Genomic DNA, 15,178 nt, shown 5'->3' on the forward strand with positions numbered 1-15,178 from the left:
CCGACCGCGGGCTAGGTAACCGATCGGTATCGGTCGGTGTGTATCATCGGCCGACATAGGTCCCCTACGTCAACGAAAGACGAGGTCGCGCGGTGAAGAAGCTTCTCCTGGTCGCACTGGCCGCCATCGGCGGGCTCCTCGTGTACCGCCAGATCCAGGCGGATCGCGCCGAGCAGGATCTGTGGACGGAGGCGACCGACTCCGTGCCCGCAGGTTCGGGTGTCTGAGACCCCTCCACGCACAGCAGGTTCGTACGGACCCCGATTGCCTCCGGGCGGTCGGGGTTTCGTGCGTCCGGGGGCGGGCGGGGTGCTCTGCTGCCCCGGGGCAGCGGCGGTGCCGGAGTGGCTGATTCTCGTTGTCGCACCGTGACGGCGATCCCCTTGTCTTTGCTATAGCACACCATTGGCTTGCAATAGCAAATCTTCTGACTGTGGTGTGACCAGCAGGACACAAGGGGGAACAGGGTATGGCGCGACGGCCACGCCGGGGGTGGTGGCGTTGCTCGGGGGCTTGTGCCGGCCCTGACCGCCCCATCGCTTCAGGCCACCGCCGCCACACCGGCCATGCCATCGGTTTCCCGGTGGCGGGCACGGCTCGCGCGCAGCTGGAGTGCATCGCCGAGGCCGGCAAGCGCTCGGACGCCGCTCGGTGGCCGATGGAGCTGACGTTTCACGTGGAACATCCGCTGAAGAAGGGCGTCACGCCCGCGCAGTCGGCCGGCTGGGGCCAGCAGCTGTGCTGCGACGTGGAGTTCGCCAACGAGCCGCAGGTCCGGGGCTACGGCGCCCCTACGTCCTTCGGCGGCACCCAGGGGCGAATTGCGGTGCCGGGCAAGGAGAAGAGCGGCCCGCAGGACAGGGCCGCCGTGGTCGCGGCCGATGCCTCCCGGGGCGATTCGGGCTCCTCGGCGGACGAAACGCCGGGTGGCGGTGGAGGATGGCCCACAGGACGTGTGGCGGCGGCGGGAATTCGGATCCGATGAGGGGTGGCTCGTGGTGACGGGGCGCACGACGTACAGAGGCATAGCCGTGTTGGCGGCGCTCGCCGCGGTGCCGATCCTGCCGGGGGCGGTGGGCGTGGCCTCCGCCGACGACGTTCCCCACTACCGCATGGCGGAGGGCGCCACGAAGATCGCGGGCAGCCCCAAGTCCACGGACGCGCCGTCGCTCAAGCCCGGTCTGCACACCGACGCCATCAAGCGCGGCGAGCAGAAGTGGTACGCCGTCAATCTGGACGCCAGGACCAATGCGTACTTCTCGGCCGTCGCGGCGCCCACGCCCGGCACCAAGGTCACGGACTACGGCGACAAGCTGACCCTGAGCGTCCAGGACAGCAACGGCACGACCTGCGGCTCGGAGGCACGGCCGTCCTTCAACGGCGGCGGCATGGCGTACCCGATCGCCGACTACGTCACCCGCCGCATCGGCGCCGACCGTACGGAGTGCCAGAAGGCCGGCCCGTACTACCTCGTGATCACCCGCGAGGGATCGAAGACCTCCGGCCCCGACACCTGGCCGCTGGAGATCAACTACCTCAACGAGCCCCGGCTGGAGGGCAGTACCCCCGCCAAGCCCGGCCAGGGCACCTGGAGCACCGAAACACCGGCACCGCGTACGGACGCCACCAAGCGTCGTGCCAGGGGCGGCACCGGCTTCAATGACGCGGGCTCGGTCGCCCCGGGGGTCTGGAAGGACCGGATCAGGCCGGGCGAGACGCGCTTCTACCGCGTACCGGTGGACTGGGGACAGCGGCTCAACCTGAGCGCCGAGCTGCCGAACGCGACGTCGGCCCGGTCCTCCGCCTTCCTCGCCAGGGTGCTCGGGCTGGCCGTCTACAACCCGGCGCGCGGTGCGGTCGGCGACCCCAGCTTCGTCTCGTACACCGGGAAGCCGGCCGCCGCCAAGGAGTTCACCGCGCCGGTCGACTACGGCAACCGCTTCGACTCCACCGGCTCGGTCAACGCGATGCGGTTCGCGGGCTGGTACTACCTCGCGGTGAGCCTGCACCCCGATGCCACGCAGTACTTCCCCAAGGGCGCGGAGCTCACCCTCCGGGTGGATGTCCGGGGCACCGCCAAGGCCGGGCCCGGCTACGCGGGGCCGGCCGGCGTCTTCTCCGTCACGCCCGAGGACCAGGAGACGGCGCAGAAGGGCCAGACCGCCCAGGAGGCGGCGAAGAGCGGCACCTTGATGACGGTCGCCTACGCGGGGATCGGCACCGGTGTGGTGCTGCTGCTGGGACTGGGCGCGTGGACGCTGGTGGCCCGGCGGTCCGCGGCCGGTGCGGCGGGCCCGTCGGCCGGACCGGCTGCCGCGGGCGGGCCGGGCAGCCGGCCCACGCTGCCGGGACAGTCGACGGACTCGACCCAACAGGCGCCACAGAACACCCGGTTCGGGCCCCCACAGGGCTGGTAGCGGCGTCCCGAGGGGCAGGGTGCACCTCGGCCCCACCGGCGCCGTGGCGGTGCGTCAGGCGGCGATCAGGGCCCAGACGCCGACCGCGATGCACAGCAACGCCACGATCAGCACCGGAACCGCGACCTTCGCGGGCGGACCCGGCTTTCTGTACGGGACGGGGTGTGCCGGGGACGGCACGGTGACGGCGGTGCCCGCCGGGGGCTGTCCCGGGACCGGCAGCGGGCCCGCCGTGTAGGGGCGGGTCGCGGACCGTTCCGGGGGGACGGCGGCCGTCGGCTCGTACGCGGGCGCCGGCGGCGGGGGCGGCGCCGGTGTCGGGAGCGGCGGCACGCCGGACGACGCGGGCGGCCCGGCCGGGACGCCATTGCCGGTGGGCGTACCGCCGTGGCCGGTGACGGCGTCGCCGTGGCCCGTGAAGGTGCCGCCATGACCCGAGGGGGTGTCGCCGTGACCGGTGGGTGTGCTGCCGTGGCCCGTGTACGGGCTGCCCGGCGTGGCCCCCGGCATCGGGGTGGGCGTGGGGGCCGGGGTCGGCGGGGCGCTCGGCTCGGGCGGGGCGAGCTGGAAGCTGCCGGTGTCCGACATGGAGACCTGTCCGCGGGCCCCGGTGCCCGTGGTGGCGCCGGCCGTCGCGGGTCCCGCCGGGCCACGGGGGCGCAGCGGCCCGTCCGGCCCGAAGCCGGCCGGCAGCGGCCCTATGTGATCGAAGACCTCGACGATCTCTTCCTCGATCGTCACGTCCGGCAGGAGCTCGACCGCCGAGAGAATCGCCTTCCGCGCCCCGGTGGCCGTCTTGAACCGCGCCTCCGGATCCGGGTGCACCAGAGAGGCCAGCACCTGCCACAGCGGCTCCGGGACGCCCTCGGGCGCGTTCGGGATGCCGTGCTGGGTGAAGTGCCGGCTCATCGCCTCGGCGTCCGGCTTGGTGCCGGTGATCAGATAGAGCGCGACCAGGCCGACCGCGAACAGGTCCGCGGGGAAGTCCGGCTCGGCGCCCAGCAGTTGCTCGGGAGCGAAGTAACCGGGGGTTCCCACCACGTAGTTGGCCTCGGTGAGCCGTGGCTCGCCCTTGCGCATCGCGATGCCGAAGTCGGACAGCCGCAGATGCGGCCGCCCGGTGCCGGTGGCCTCCAACAGCACGTTCGCCGGCTTGATGTCGCGGTGCACCACCCCTTCCGCGTGCACCGCGGTCAGCCCGGCCAGCAGCTGATCCAGGAGCGTGCACACGAACCGCGGCGACAACGGGCCGTAATCCCCGATCAGATGCGCCAGCGAGCCGCCGTTCACCAGATCCATGGTGAACAGCACCTTGTCGTCGTCCGCGGCCCAGCTCGCCGGGGCCAGCACATGCGGATGGTCGATCCGCAGTGCCTGTTCGCGGACGAAGCGCAGCAGGGTGTGCGCGTCGCTCTGTTGCAGCACCTTGGCGGCGACGTAGCGGCGGCGCCGGGCGTCCCAGGCGCGCCAGACCGCGCCCACCCCACCCCGTCCGATCGGGTCGATCAGCTCATACCGACCGGCGAAGACCTCACCCATTGCGCCCCGTCCGCTTTCCGAATTCGCGACGTCCCCTGCGGCTGACTCTGGTGCGCCTCTAACTCTGGTGCGCCTCGTAATGGGCGACCGCGTCCGCGGTGCGACCGGCACCGTAGACCCGGAGGAACTCTGCCAGTTCGGGGTGAGCCGGGGCGAGGGTGTTCGCCGCATCGATGATGTCCCCGGCGTCGGCCACCGACCGCAGCAGCGACTGGATCTCCCGCACCACGCGCCGCACCGTGGTCGCCCCCGTCGACGACGTCTGCTGCGCGGTGTTGTTCAGCACCGAGCCGCCCGCCGTCTTCTTGATCTCCTCCATGCGGTCGGTGGCCTCGGCGGCGCTGACGCTGCCGTCGGCGACCTGTCCGGCCAGGTCTTGCAGCGCCTGCACCCGCTGCACCACGGCCGGGTTGCCTATCTTCGCGCGCTGCCCGCTCATCAGCTGGGACAGCATCGGGGCGGAGAGGCCCAGCACAGCGGCCAGCCGGGCCTGGTTCAGGCCGAGATCGTCGATGAGACGGCGGAACAGCGCACCCAGAGGCTCCCCGTACCAACTGCGCTGGAGCTCCCGGGCCCGCGCGGTGGCTTCCTGCTGTGCTGAGTCCATACCGTCTCCCCTGTCTCCCCGATCGCTTCGCTGCCGCGAATCTCGCGAAGCATCCTACGGAGAGCAACGGTGTGCGGCGATACCCGGTCGGGAAAGCGGTCGGACACCGGGTACCCTGGTCCGCGAAGGGGCCTTAGCTCAGTTGGTAGAGCGCTGTCTTTGCATGGCAGATGTCAGGGGTTCGACTCCCCTAGGCTCCACTCCTCAAAGCCTTCCCGATCGGCGAAATCGCTGGTCAGGAAGGCTTTTCTGGTTCTGACGGAGAGTTGGCCGCGCTCCAGGCCGGCGCCCTTCCCACCTACGCGACCGGGCCGGGCCCGCCGCCCTCGCTGGGGTGACGGGCCCGGCCCGGTGAGGTGTCCGGTGCTCCGGTGTCAGGCCGTGCCGCCGCGGCGTTCATCGGCCTCGGCCTGCTTGGCCTGGACGTCGGGGTCCAGCGCGGCGCCCTCGCTGCCGTCGACCGCGCTCAGCCGGCCGCGGTCGCTGACCTCGGTGGGAGCCGGCGGCTCGACCAGCCAGTCCGGGTTGGCCTGCTTGTCCCACCACTTCCAGGCGGCGATCGCCCCGCCGGCCAGGATGCCCAGCACGGTGAGGCGCTTGGCGAGCTTGCCGCACTTGGCCCGGCGGCTGTGCTTCTTCTGGAGCTTGGCGATCTCGGCGGCCGTCACCTGGCCGCGCAGCGCGGCGAGCGCGGCGGTACCGCGGGCGACCGCCTCCTCGCGAACCGGCTCGGCCGCGGCACGGGCGTGGGTCACCGCGTGCTCCAGCCGCGGTGCCGTGTAGTCGGCAGCCTGGCGGGCCGCCTTACGGGTCCGGCAGGCAGCCCGGGTCGCCGCGGCATCCACCTTGGGCGGCAGCGTGCCCCGGGCGTGCTCGATACGCGGGTGCAGATGCGCGTCGTACTGCGCACGTGCCTGATGAGCGGCCTCGGCCACCTTGGGGGCCGCTCGTGTGCGGGCCTCGTGAGCGAAGTGCACGGCGGCTTCCTTGGCCGTACCGGCATACGGAGCCACCACCTCCGCGGCGTGCCGCACGCTGTCCTTGGCCGTATCGGTCGCGGCGCGCACGCTTTTCTTGCGGGTCACGGGATCCTCCTCCTCGGTGGCGTGTCCGGGGCTTGGGGGTTGGTCCCCCGTGTCTTCTCTGTCGCCTGTCCACCCGTTTGAAGATCATGCCCGCTCATGCGTGGTCTGGCATGTGCGAGCGGGCATCCGGGTCATTGCGGACCTTCCGGAGTCTTGTTGACGACAATGCCACGATTCGCCGCTCCCGGCGCTGGAAATACGCACGAAAACCGGCAAGAGGTGCGCGCAGGACGGCGCGCACAGGGCGCGCGGAGGCCTTCGGCGGGCCGGTCCATGCGAGGATCAGGAACCGTCAGTGAAGACTTATGGAAGGTAGAACGTGGCTGAGCAGCTCTACGCCACCCTGAAGACGAACCAGGGCGACATCGAGATTCGGCTCCTGCCGAACCATGCACCGAAGACGGTCAAGAACTTCGTCGAGCTCGCCAAGGGTGAGCGGGAGTGGACGCACCCGGCGACCGGCAAGAAGTCCACGGACCGGCTCTACGACGGCACCGTCTTCCACCGGGTGATCAGCGGCTTCATGATCCAGGGCGGCGACCCGCTGGGCAACGGCACCGGCGGCCCCGGCTACGAGTTCGGGGACGAGTTCCACCCCGACCTGGCCTTCAACAAGCCGTACCTGCTGGCCATGGCCAACGCCGGGCCGGGCACCAACGGCTCGCAGTTCTTCATCACCGTCGGGGCCACCGCGTGGCTGACCGGCAAGCACACCATCTTCGGTGAAGTCAGCAACGAGGCGAGCAAGAAGGTCGTCGACGCCATCGCCGCCACCCAGACCAACCCGCGCACCGACCGTCCGCTCCAGGACGTCGTGATCGAGTCGGTGGCAGTCGAGACCCGCTGACCCGCGTCGCCGGCCCCGGACGGATCCGGGGAACCATTGCGCCCCGCCCGGTCGTACATCAGGCGGGGCGCGACGCTCGTCCACGGGGCCGGAGGCCGGGCGGAGAAGGCGAAGCGCTGACGCGCCCGGACGGAGAGGACGAGGGGACGGATGGACCAGGTGCCAGGCAGCCCGAAGGAGCCGCAGGACGCGCGGGATGACGATGGCCTGCCGGGCTGCCACCGCCACCCCGATCGCCCCACCGGCATCCGCTGCACCCGCTGTGACCGGCCCATATGCCCCGAGTGCATGGTCAGTGCCTCGGTCGGCTTCCAGTGCCCGGAGTGTGTGCGGGGCGGTGGCGGCACCGGCCACGCACCGCAGGCCGCCGCGCCGCGCACGATCGCGGGCGGCACGATCGCGGCCGATCCGCGGCTGATCACCAAGATCCTGCTGGGCCTCAACGCCGCCGTGTTCGTCGCCGTGCTGGCGACGGGCGGTGACCTGAGCCCGCTGGTCAACCGGCTCGATCTGCTCGGGCTCGCCGCCGACCCGAGCCGGTATCAGCTCATCGGTGTCGCCGAGGGCGAGTGGTACCGCCTGCTGACCGCGATGTTCCTGCACCAGCAGATCGCGCACTTCGCGTTCAACATGCTCTCGCTGTGGTGGCTGGGTCCGCCGCTGGAGGCGGCGCTCGGCCGGCTGCGGTTCATCGCGCTCTATCTGCTCGCCGGCCTGGGTGGCAGCGCCCTGTCGTATCTCCTCGCCGCGCCGGGCCAGCCCTCGCTGGGCGCCTCCGGCGCGATCTTCGGGCTGCTCGGTGCCACGGCCGTACTCCTGCGGCGGCTGAATTACGACATGAAGCCGGTGCTGATCCTGCTCGGCATCAACCTGGCCTTCACGTTCCTGTGGCCGAACATCGCCTGGCAGGCTCATGTCGGGGGCCTGGTGGTGGGCGCCGTGGTGGCGTTCGGGATGGTGCATGCGCCGCGCGACCGCCGGACGCTGGTGCACGCCGCGACCTGCGCGGTGGTGTTCCTGGCGATCACCGCGGTGGTGTGGGTACGGACTCTTCAGCTGGTGGGCTGAGAGTCCGTCCCGGCACGTTGTCCACAGTGCGTGGCCGATCTTGTGCATGCTGTGCGGAAGTTTCCTTCCGCTCCGCTTCGGGCTGCGTTTCCCCAGCAAGGAACGGGGGAGCCGCAGCCCGGCGGAGGGTGCCGCCGATCACACCGGCGTCAACCTCCGGAGGGTTATCCACAGATCTTCTGAAGTTTTCCCCGGCTGTGGATAACCGTGTGGATGGCCTTGGGCAGGGCTTGCGCTACTTCCACTGGGTGGATACGCCGAAGCCCACCGCGATGAAGCCGAAGCCGCACACGATGTTCCAGTTGCCCATGGCCGCGATCGGCAGATCGCCCTCGGAGACGTAGAACATCACGATCCACACCAGCCCGATCAGGAACATCGCCAACATCAGCGGCGCCACCCAACCACGGCCTGAGCTCATCTTCAGGTTGGTGGTCTTCGCCGGCGGCGGCGTGAAGTCGTCCTTCTTGCGGATCCGTGACTTCGGCACGAGGAACTCTCCTGTCGATGCGCTGCTCCCCCGCTCTCCTGGTCGCTCGAGCGGGCGGTGCCCCCATCCGCGGGGGAGGTACGAGGTGTACGCCAGGGCGCGGACGCGGTGGGGAGCGGATTCCTTTCCCGGGCGTCCGTTAGCGTAGTGCTTCCGTGGCGTCGTAAGGAGTAAGGGTACGTTGAGCAATTCCGCTGACTCCCCCGACCGCCCCACCCGTTCCCGCCTGCGGCCCGTACGGCTCCTCACCCTGGTCGTGTTCGCGCTCGCCGGGCTGTTGTTCTGGCTGAGCTTCGACACCGCACGGGGCACGAATCTCCGCTCGGACGACTCGATGCTGCGGCTGTCCGACCTCATCCAGGAACGCAGCCACAAGAACGGCGCCCAGGACGACCGCAACGCCACCCTGCGGGAAGAGGTCGACGCGCTCGCGCAGCGCGACAACGGCAGCTCCCGGGCCGAGGAGGCCAAGCTCAAGGCGCTGGAGAAGAACGCCGGCACCAAGCCGGTGAAGGGGCAGGGCGTGACGGTCACGCTCACCGACGCCCCGCCCAACGCCACCGCCAAGATCCCCGGGTTGCCCGAGCCGCAGCCCAACGACCTGGTCATCCACCAGCAGGATCTCCAGGCCGTGGTGAACGCCCTGTGGCACGGCGGCGCCAAGGGCATCAAGGTCATGGACCAGCGGCTGATCTCCACCAGCGCGGTGCGCTGCGTCGGCAACACCCTGATCCTCCAGGGCCGGGTCTACTCCCCGCCGTACAAGGTCACCGCCGTCGGCAACCGCGAGGCCCTCACCAACGCGCTGACCGCGTCCCCCGCCATCCAGAACTACCTCCAGTACGTGAACGCCTACGGCCTGGGCTGGAAAGTCGACCAGCACGAGGCGGTGACTCTTCCCGGCTACTCCGGCACAGTGGATCTCCACTACGCACAGCCTGTGAAGCCGTAGCCCGCACGCCGCGGGCGCCGGGGAGGGGCGGGGCCGGATGACGCTGCGGAGCCGGACGACGGTGCGGTGGATCGTGCGGACGCTCAGCGAGATCTGTGTGACCGCCGGCGCACTGATCGTGCTCTTCGTGGCCTACCTCCTCTTCTGGACCGGCGTACGGGCCGACAGCGCCATGGACGGCGAGATCGGCAGGCTCCGGCACCAGTGGTCGACGGGCCGGGGCACCGCCCCCGACCGCACACCGGCCCCCGATGACGACGCCACTCCGGCCGAGCGGCCCCGCCGCTACACCCCGGCCACCTCGTTCGCCGTCATGTACATCCCGCGCCTGGGCGCCGACTGGACCAAGCCCGTCCTGGAAGGCACCGCGACCGACGTCCTCAAGCGTGGCCTCGGCCATTACGCCCGCACCGCCCGTCTCGGCGAGATCGGCAACTTCTCCGTCGCCGGCCACCGCCGGACCTACGGCGACCCCTTCAAGGACTTCCCGCGGCTGCGCCCCGGCGACGCGGTGGTGCTGACCGACGGCACGACCTGGTTCACCTACCGCATCGACAACCGGCCCTACACGACGCTGCCCGGCGACATCGGGGTGATCGACCCCGTCCCGCGGAAGTCCGGCTTCAACGGCCCCGGACGCTATCTCACGCTGACCACCTGCGAGCCGGAATGGGGCCACAGCCACCGGCTGATCGCCTGGGCACACCTGGATTCCACCCAACCCGTGGCACAGGGAAGGCCATCGGCTTTGACCGGCTGACCCACCTGGGCCCGCCCTCGCCCCTTACTCTGGTGTCGCAATCGACATCGTCATCGGCATCGGCAAGGGGACAGCGACAGCATGTACGGCTGGATCTGGCGGCATCTGCCGGGCAACACATGGGTGAAAGCGCTGATTTCCCTGGTGCTCGTGCTGGCGGTCGTCTTCGTGCTTTTCCAGTACGTCTTTCCGTGGGCGGAGCCGCTGCTCCCCTTCAATGACGTCACTGTCGATGAAGGGATGGCCGCCCGATGACCGCACGGATTCTCGTCGTCGACAACTACGACAGCTTCGTCTTCAACCTCGTCCAGTACCTCTACCAACTCGGCGCCGAATGTGAGGTGCTGCGCAACGACGAGGTCGCGACGCGGCACGCCCAGGACGGCTTCGACGGGGTGCTGCTGTCGCCCGGCCCCGGCACACCCGAGCAGGCCGGCGTCTGCGTCGACATGGTCCGGCACTGCGCGGACACCGGCGTCCCGGTCTTCGGCGTCTGCCTGGGCATGCAGTCGATGGCGGTCGCGTACGGCGGCGTGGTGGACCGCGCCCCCGAGCTGCTGCACGGCAAGACCTCGCTGGTCCACCACGAGGACGTCGGCGTCTTCTCCGGGCTGCCGTCCCCCTTCACCGCCACCCGCTATCACTCCCTCGCGGTCGAGCCGGACACCGTCCCCGACGAACTGATCGTCACCTCTTGGACGGAAGCCGAAGGCGTACCCGGGGGACGGATCGTCATGGGCCTGCGGCACCGCGAACTCCGGGTCGAGGGCGTCCAGTTCCACCCCGAGTCGGTACTGACGGAGTGGGGGCACCGGATGCTCGCCAACTGGCTCGTCGAATGCGGTGACAAGGGGGCGGTGGAGCGCTCGACGGGGCTGGCCCCGGTGGTCGGCAAGGCAGGCGGGTGACCGCCCTGCGCCCGGAACGTGAAGGGAGATCCTACGAGCCGAACGAGCCGGACCGGTCCTCCACTCCGCAGGACCCGTACCGGCAGCCCGATCCGTTCGAGGCGGCAGTGGAGCGGCTGGCCGACCCGCTGACCGATCCGCTGCCCGGCCAGACGCCCCCGGCACCCGCGCCCGGCCCGTACGGACAGCCGGGTCGTGGCCGCCGGCGGGGCAAACCCGCTCAGGAGGGCGGGAGGCAGGGCTCACCGTGGTTCCGCCCGCATCTGGAACCCGAAGAGCCGTCCCGGCCGGATCCGCAGGCGTACGGCCCTCAGACGGCCGCCTACGGCCAGGCGTACGGCGCCGGCTACGTCCCCCGACCCGCCACCGCCGAGTCGATATCCCGGCGCGAAGCCGCCCCGGAGGCACCGGCGTCCCCGGCCCCCGCTCCGCGGGTGAGCCCGACTCCGGCCGTGAGCCCCACTCCGGCCGGGGCCGCTGCCCCCGCCTCGCGGCAGGACGACGAGACCATGGCGCTGCGGCAGGCGGAGAAGCCTGACGGGGACAGCGTTTCACGTGAAACAGGCACGACGGTTTCACGTGAAACCGCGACAGGGACCCCGGCGCCCGGGGGCCGAGCGGCCCGGCGCAAGGCCGCGCAGGAGGCCGCCAAGCGGGGCGGCAGGCGCGGACGCCACACTGGCTCCGCCGCCGCTACAGCGGCCGCTGCTTCCGCTTCCGAACCGGCCTCCGCCCCCATGTCCCGGCTGGAGGCCCGGCAGGCCGCACGAGCCGCCAAGGACAGCCCCAGCCTGATCGCCAGCCGCGCGCTGGGCGAGGTCTTCATCACCCTCGGCGTGCTGATGCTGCTGTTCGTCACCTATCAGCTCTGGTGGACGAATGTGCTGGCCGAGCAGGAGGCGGGCGGCGCCGCCAACAACCTTCAGCACGAATGGGACAAGGGCGGCGGCGAGAAGAAGAACCTCGCGGACGGCGAGCGCTTCGGGATCATGTATATCCCCAAGCTGGATGTGAAGGCGCCGATAGCCGAGGGGATCGACAAGCACAAGGTGCTGGACCACGGCCTGATCGGTCACTACGACAAGAACAGCGGGATCAAGACCGCGATGCCCTGGGACAAGAAGGGCAACTTCGCGGTGGCGGCCCATCGCAACACGCACGGCGAGCCGTTCCGCTACGTCAACCGGCTCACCAAGGGCGACAAGATCATCGTCGAGACGAAGAGCTCGTACTACACCTACGAGATGGAGAGCATCCTCCCGCAGACGTCGCCGAGCAACACCAGCGTGATCGGCCCGGTGCCGCCCGGCTCGGGATTCACCGGGCCCGGCCGCTACATCACCCTGACGACCTGCACCCCGGAGTTCACCAGTACCTATCGGATGATCGTCTGGGGCAAGATGGTCGACGAGCGGCCGCGGAGCAAGGGCAAACCGGATGCGCTCGCCGGCTGAGCAAACATAAGAGGGGTGCTACGCGGTGACTGCCACCGGAAACGACGAGGCATGCGACCGGTCCGCGCCGCCACTCAAGCCGCGCCGGGTGCGCCGGGCCCTCGCCTCCATCGTCAGTGTCATCGGTGAGCTGCTGATCACGGTCGGGCTGATCCTGGGCCTGTTCGTCGCCTACTCCTTGTGGTGGACCAACGTCCTCGCCGACCGCGAAGCGCACAAGCAGGGCGACCAGGTGCGCCGGCACTGGGCGAGCAACGGGCCCAAGGGGCCGGGCGAGCTGGACACCAAGGACGGCATCGGGTTTCTGCACGTACCGGCGATGAACAACGGCGAGGTCCTGGTCGAGAAGGGCACCGACTCCGAGATCCTCAACGAGGGGGTGGCCGGCTATTACACCAAGCCGGTCAAGTCGGGGCTGCCCAAGGACAAGAAGGGCAACTTCACCCTCGCCGCGCACCGCGACGGCCACGGCGCGAAGTTCCACAACATCGACAAGCTCAAGGACGGCGACCCGATCGTCTTCGAGACCAAGGACACCTGGTACGTCTACAAGGTCTTCGCGACCCTGCCGGAGACCTCGAAGTTCAACGTGGATGTCCTCGACGACATCCCGAAGGAATCCGGCAAGCGCAAGGCGGGCCGCTACATCACCCTCACGACCTGCACCCCGGTCTACACCTCGACCTACCGCTATGTCGTCTGGGGCGAACTGGAGCGGACCGAGAAGGTCGACGCGGACCGCACGCCCCCGAAGGAACTCCGCTAGGCCGCGCGGCCCGCGGAGCTTCCCAGGAGGGCCTGCGCTCCTCAGTAGGGCCCCGGCACTCCCCGGCGGGGCCCCGACCCTCCCGCCTCCGGACCCGCCTTCGCAGAACAGAAAGCCCCGGCGCCCTCTGAAGGGCTGCCGGGGCTTCGTGTCTGCCGGGCCGAAGCGGCCGGGCTGCTAGCCGAACGGTCCGCCGATGAATCCGCCGCCGTCATCGCCGCCGTTGCCGTTGCCGCCCCCGCCGCCGCCGATGGTGGTCAGCGTCACGGTGGTGGTCTTGGGGTCGGACGGTGTCGTCGGCTGCGGGTCCTGGGCGGCCACGCGGGCGTTGTCGTCCGGCGAGCTGCCACCGGCGAACTGGATGTTGGTGAAGCCGGCCTGCTGGAGCGCCTTCTTCGCGTCCTTCACCGTCTGGCCGACGACACTCGGAACCGGCGTCTGCGCCCCCGCCTTGCCGACCGTGAGGGTCACGGTGGAGCCGAGCTTGGCCGGGGTGTTTCCGTCAGGGCTCTGGCTCTGCACCTTGCCGACCTGGGCCGGATCGGTGACGTCCTGCTCGATCTTGTTGACCTCGAAGCCCAGGTCCTCAAGCTGCTTCTTGGCCGCCTCGAAGTCCTGGCCCGTGACGGGCGGGACATTTGCCTTCGGGGACTCCTGAGCAACGGTGAGGACGATCTCCGTGCTCTTGGCCGCCTCGCTCTGGGCCTTGGGATTCTGGGCGATCACGGTGCCCGGGTTCCGGTCGGACTCCTTCTTGACCGGTCGGACATTCGTGAAGCCCTTGCGCTTGAGGCGTTCGACCGCCTTTTCGTACGAGAAGTCCTCCACGTCCGGAACGGTCACCTTGATGGCCCCGGTGCACAGCGTGACCTTGACCGCCTCATCCTTCTCGACCTCGCCGCCGGCCTTCGGGGTCTGCTCGGTGACCTGGCCCCGCTTGACGTTGTCGCAGGCCTTGCGGCCCGCCTCGGCGACCTTGAAGCCGCCGTTCCGGCCGGACGCCTTGGCATCCTTGAAGGACTTGCCGATGAGGCTGGGCACCGGTGTCGTGCCGCCGCCGTTGGTCTTGGTGAACATCGCCTTGCCGATGAAGATCGCACCGATCAGGACGAGGACCGCCGCGATCACCAGCAGGATCGTCGAGGTGTTGCTCTTCTTCTGGCCGCCACCGCGGCGGCGGTCGCCGCGGTCGTCATAGCCGTAGCCCCCGTCGTCCGGGTTCATCGGCGGAAGCATGGAGGTCTGGCCGGCCGGGTCCTGCGGACGCAGCATGGTGGTCGGCTGGTCCTGGTCGTAGCCGCCCGCGCCCATCGCGGAGGCCGCCGCGACCGGCTGGCCGTCCAGTGCCGCCTCGATGTCGGCACGCATCTCGTCGGCCGACTGATAGCGGTAGTCCGGGTCCTTGACCAGCGCCTTCAGGACGATGGCGTCCATCTCCGGCGTGATCTCGGGGTCGAAGTTGCTCGGCTTCTGCGGCTCCTCGCGGACATGCTGATAGGCCACCGCGACCGGTGAGTCACCGACGAACGGCGGCCGTACCGTGAGCAGTTCGTAGAGCAGACAGCCGGTGGAGTACAGGTCGGAGCGGGCGTCGACCTGCTCGCCCTTGGCCTGCTCGGGCGAGAGGTACTGGGCCGTACCGATGACCGCCGCGGTCTGCGTCATCGTCATGCCGGCATCACCCATGGCCCGGGCGATACCGAAGTCCATGACCTTGACCTGGCCGGTGCGCGTCAGCATGACGTTGGCCGGCTTGATGTCGCGGTGGACGATGCCGGCCCGGTGGGAGTACTCCAGAGCCTGGAGGACGCCGGTGGTCATCTCCAGCGAGCGCTCGGGCAGCAGCTTTCTTCCGGAGTGCAGCAGCTCACGGAGCGTGGAGCCGTCGACGTACTCCATGACGATGTACGGGATCGAGACACCGTCGACGTAGTCCTCGCCGGTGTCGTAGACCGCGACGATCGACGGATGGTTCAGCGAGGCGGCCGACTGGGCCTCACGGCGGAACCGGGCCTGGAAGGACGGGTCACGGGCGAGGTCCACCCGCAGCGTCTTCACAGCCACGGTGCGGCCCAGGCGGGTGTCATGCGCGAGGTACACCTCGGCCATGCCACCGCGGCCGAGCACCGAGCCCAGCTCGTACCGGCCGCCGAGGCGACGCGGCTCTTCCATAAGCTTCTCCAGCCCTCTCCGTCAGTCCCGACCGCACCGGTGTGTGGTCCGGCGGTGTGCTGTCCGGGCATACGGTACCCGCCACGCCGTACCGGACCGGGCCGGAGCCGCAA

The 15,178-nt window shown here is 70.1% G+C and carries 16 protein-coding genes and 1 tRNA gene; 12 read left to right on the top strand and 5 right to left on the bottom strand.

Translation table 11 applies throughout. From position 1 onward, the window contains the following. Positions 1-92: 92 nt before the first annotated feature. The 3 genes from TU31_RS39360 to TU31_RS07840 all read left to right on the top strand — a co-directional run bounded on the left by TU31_RS39360 (position 93) and on the right by TU31_RS07840 (position 2,417). Entirely contained in the window at positions 93-227 is a 135-nt protein-coding gene (locus tag TU31_RS39360) for a DLW-39 family protein (RefSeq protein WP_003958712.1), read from the top strand. Positions 228-583: 356 nt separating this feature from the next. Then, positions 584-985, top strand: a complete 402-nt coding sequence (locus TU31_RS07835) for a hypothetical protein (RefSeq protein ID WP_042151027.1) — start codon at positions 584-586, stop codon at positions 983-985. A gap of 10 nt (positions 986-995) precedes the next feature. Further along, positions 996-2,417 (top strand): hypothetical protein, encoded by a 1,422-nt coding sequence (locus TU31_RS07840; RefSeq protein WP_042151854.1) that lies wholly within the window; start codon positions 996-998, stop codon positions 2,415-2,417. Between the two features lie 54 nt (positions 2,418-2,471). Here TU31_RS07840 and TU31_RS07845 read toward each other — a convergent pair whose 3' ends face one another. Both TU31_RS07845 and TU31_RS07850 read right to left on the bottom strand, forming a co-directional pair. Then, positions 2,472-3,956 (bottom strand): serine/threonine protein kinase, encoded by a 1,485-nt coding sequence (locus TU31_RS07845; RefSeq protein ID WP_042151028.1) that lies wholly within the window; start codon positions 3,954-3,956, stop codon positions 2,472-2,474. Positions 3,957-4,014: 58 nt separating this feature from the next. Then, positions 4,015-4,563 carry a helix-turn-helix domain-containing protein gene (locus tag TU31_RS07850; protein WP_042151031.1) on the bottom strand — a complete coding sequence of 183 codons (549 nt, stop codon included), beginning with the start codon at positions 4,561-4,563 and terminating at the stop codon, positions 4,015-4,017. A gap of 127 nt (positions 4,564-4,690) precedes the next feature. Here TU31_RS07850 and TU31_RS07855 point away from each other — a divergent pair. Beyond that, positions 4,691-4,763, top strand: a tRNA-Ala gene (locus tag TU31_RS07855). Between the two features lie 174 nt (positions 4,764-4,937). Here the strand turns inward: TU31_RS07855 and TU31_RS07860 are convergent. Continuing rightward, positions 4,938-5,648: a DUF5324 family protein gene (locus tag TU31_RS07860; RefSeq protein ID WP_042151032.1), complete on the bottom strand. Its 711-nt coding sequence runs from the start codon at positions 5,646-5,648 to the stop codon at positions 4,938-4,940. A gap of 319 nt (positions 5,649-5,967) precedes the next feature. Here TU31_RS07860 and TU31_RS07865 point away from each other — a divergent pair, with 319 nt between their 5' ends. Continuing rightward, a complete protein-coding gene (locus TU31_RS07865; protein WP_042151035.1) occupies positions 5,968-6,495 on the top strand; it encodes a peptidylprolyl isomerase in 528 nt (175 codons plus the stop codon). A 150-nt stretch (positions 6,496-6,645) separates the two neighbouring features. Further along, entirely contained in the window at positions 6,646-7,563 is a 918-nt protein-coding gene (locus TU31_RS07870; RefSeq protein ID WP_042151038.1) for a rhomboid family intramembrane serine protease, read from the top strand. Positions 7,564-7,798: 235 nt separating this feature from the next. Here TU31_RS07870 and crgA read toward each other — a convergent pair whose 3' ends face one another. Next, positions 7,799-8,053, bottom strand: coding sequence for a cell division protein CrgA (gene crgA, locus TU31_RS07875; RefSeq protein WP_018092078.1), 255 nt, complete (start codon positions 8,051-8,053; stop codon positions 7,799-7,801). A 181-nt stretch (positions 8,054-8,234) separates the two neighbouring features. Between crgA and TU31_RS07880 the strand changes: the two genes are divergently transcribed. The 6 genes from TU31_RS07880 to TU31_RS07905 all read left to right on the top strand — a co-directional run bounded on the left by TU31_RS07880 (position 8,235) and on the right by TU31_RS07905 (position 12,893). Then, the gene (locus TU31_RS07880; RefSeq protein ID WP_042151041.1) at positions 8,235-9,005 is read left to right on the top strand and encodes a DUF881 domain-containing protein; all 771 of its coding nucleotides are present in this window, start codon (positions 8,235-8,237) and stop codon (positions 9,003-9,005) included. A gap of 37 nt (positions 9,006-9,042) precedes the next feature. Beyond that, positions 9,043-9,765, top strand: coding sequence for a class E sortase (locus TU31_RS07885; protein WP_042151044.1), 723 nt, complete (start codon positions 9,043-9,045; stop codon positions 9,763-9,765). 81 nt (positions 9,766-9,846) lie between these two features. Beyond that, positions 9,847-10,020 carry a hypothetical protein gene (locus tag TU31_RS39065; RefSeq protein ID WP_018092075.1) on the top strand — a complete coding sequence of 58 codons (174 nt, stop codon included), beginning with the start codon at positions 9,847-9,849 and terminating at the stop codon, positions 10,018-10,020. Then, complete coding sequence (locus TU31_RS07895) at positions 10,017-10,673, top strand: aminodeoxychorismate/anthranilate synthase component II (RefSeq protein WP_042151047.1); 657 nt, start codon at positions 10,017-10,019, stop codon at positions 10,671-10,673. The genes TU31_RS39065 and TU31_RS07895 overlap by 4 nt, the downstream gene beginning before the upstream one ends. Further along, entirely contained in the window at positions 10,670-12,127 is a 1,458-nt protein-coding gene (locus tag TU31_RS07900) for a class E sortase (RefSeq protein ID WP_078885615.1), read from the top strand. The genes TU31_RS07895 and TU31_RS07900 overlap by 4 nt, the downstream gene beginning before the upstream one ends. Positions 12,128-12,152: 25 nt before the next feature. Beyond that, complete coding sequence (locus TU31_RS07905; RefSeq protein ID WP_042151048.1) at positions 12,153-12,893, top strand: class E sortase; 741 nt, start codon at positions 12,153-12,155, stop codon at positions 12,891-12,893. A 177-nt stretch (positions 12,894-13,070) separates the two neighbouring features. On the opposite strand, the gene pknB is transcribed toward TU31_RS07905, so the two are convergent. Next, positions 13,071-15,065 (bottom strand): Stk1 family PASTA domain-containing Ser/Thr kinase, encoded by a 1,995-nt coding sequence (gene pknB, locus TU31_RS07910; RefSeq protein WP_042151051.1) that lies wholly within the window; start codon positions 15,063-15,065, stop codon positions 13,071-13,073. Positions 15,066-15,178 lie beyond the last annotated feature (113 nt).

This window comes from Streptomyces lydicamycinicus, from assembly GCF_000829715.2.
In the GTDB taxonomy this organism is placed as follows: domain Bacteria; phylum Actinomycetota; class Actinomycetes; order Streptomycetales; family Streptomycetaceae; genus Streptomyces; species Streptomyces lydicamycinicus.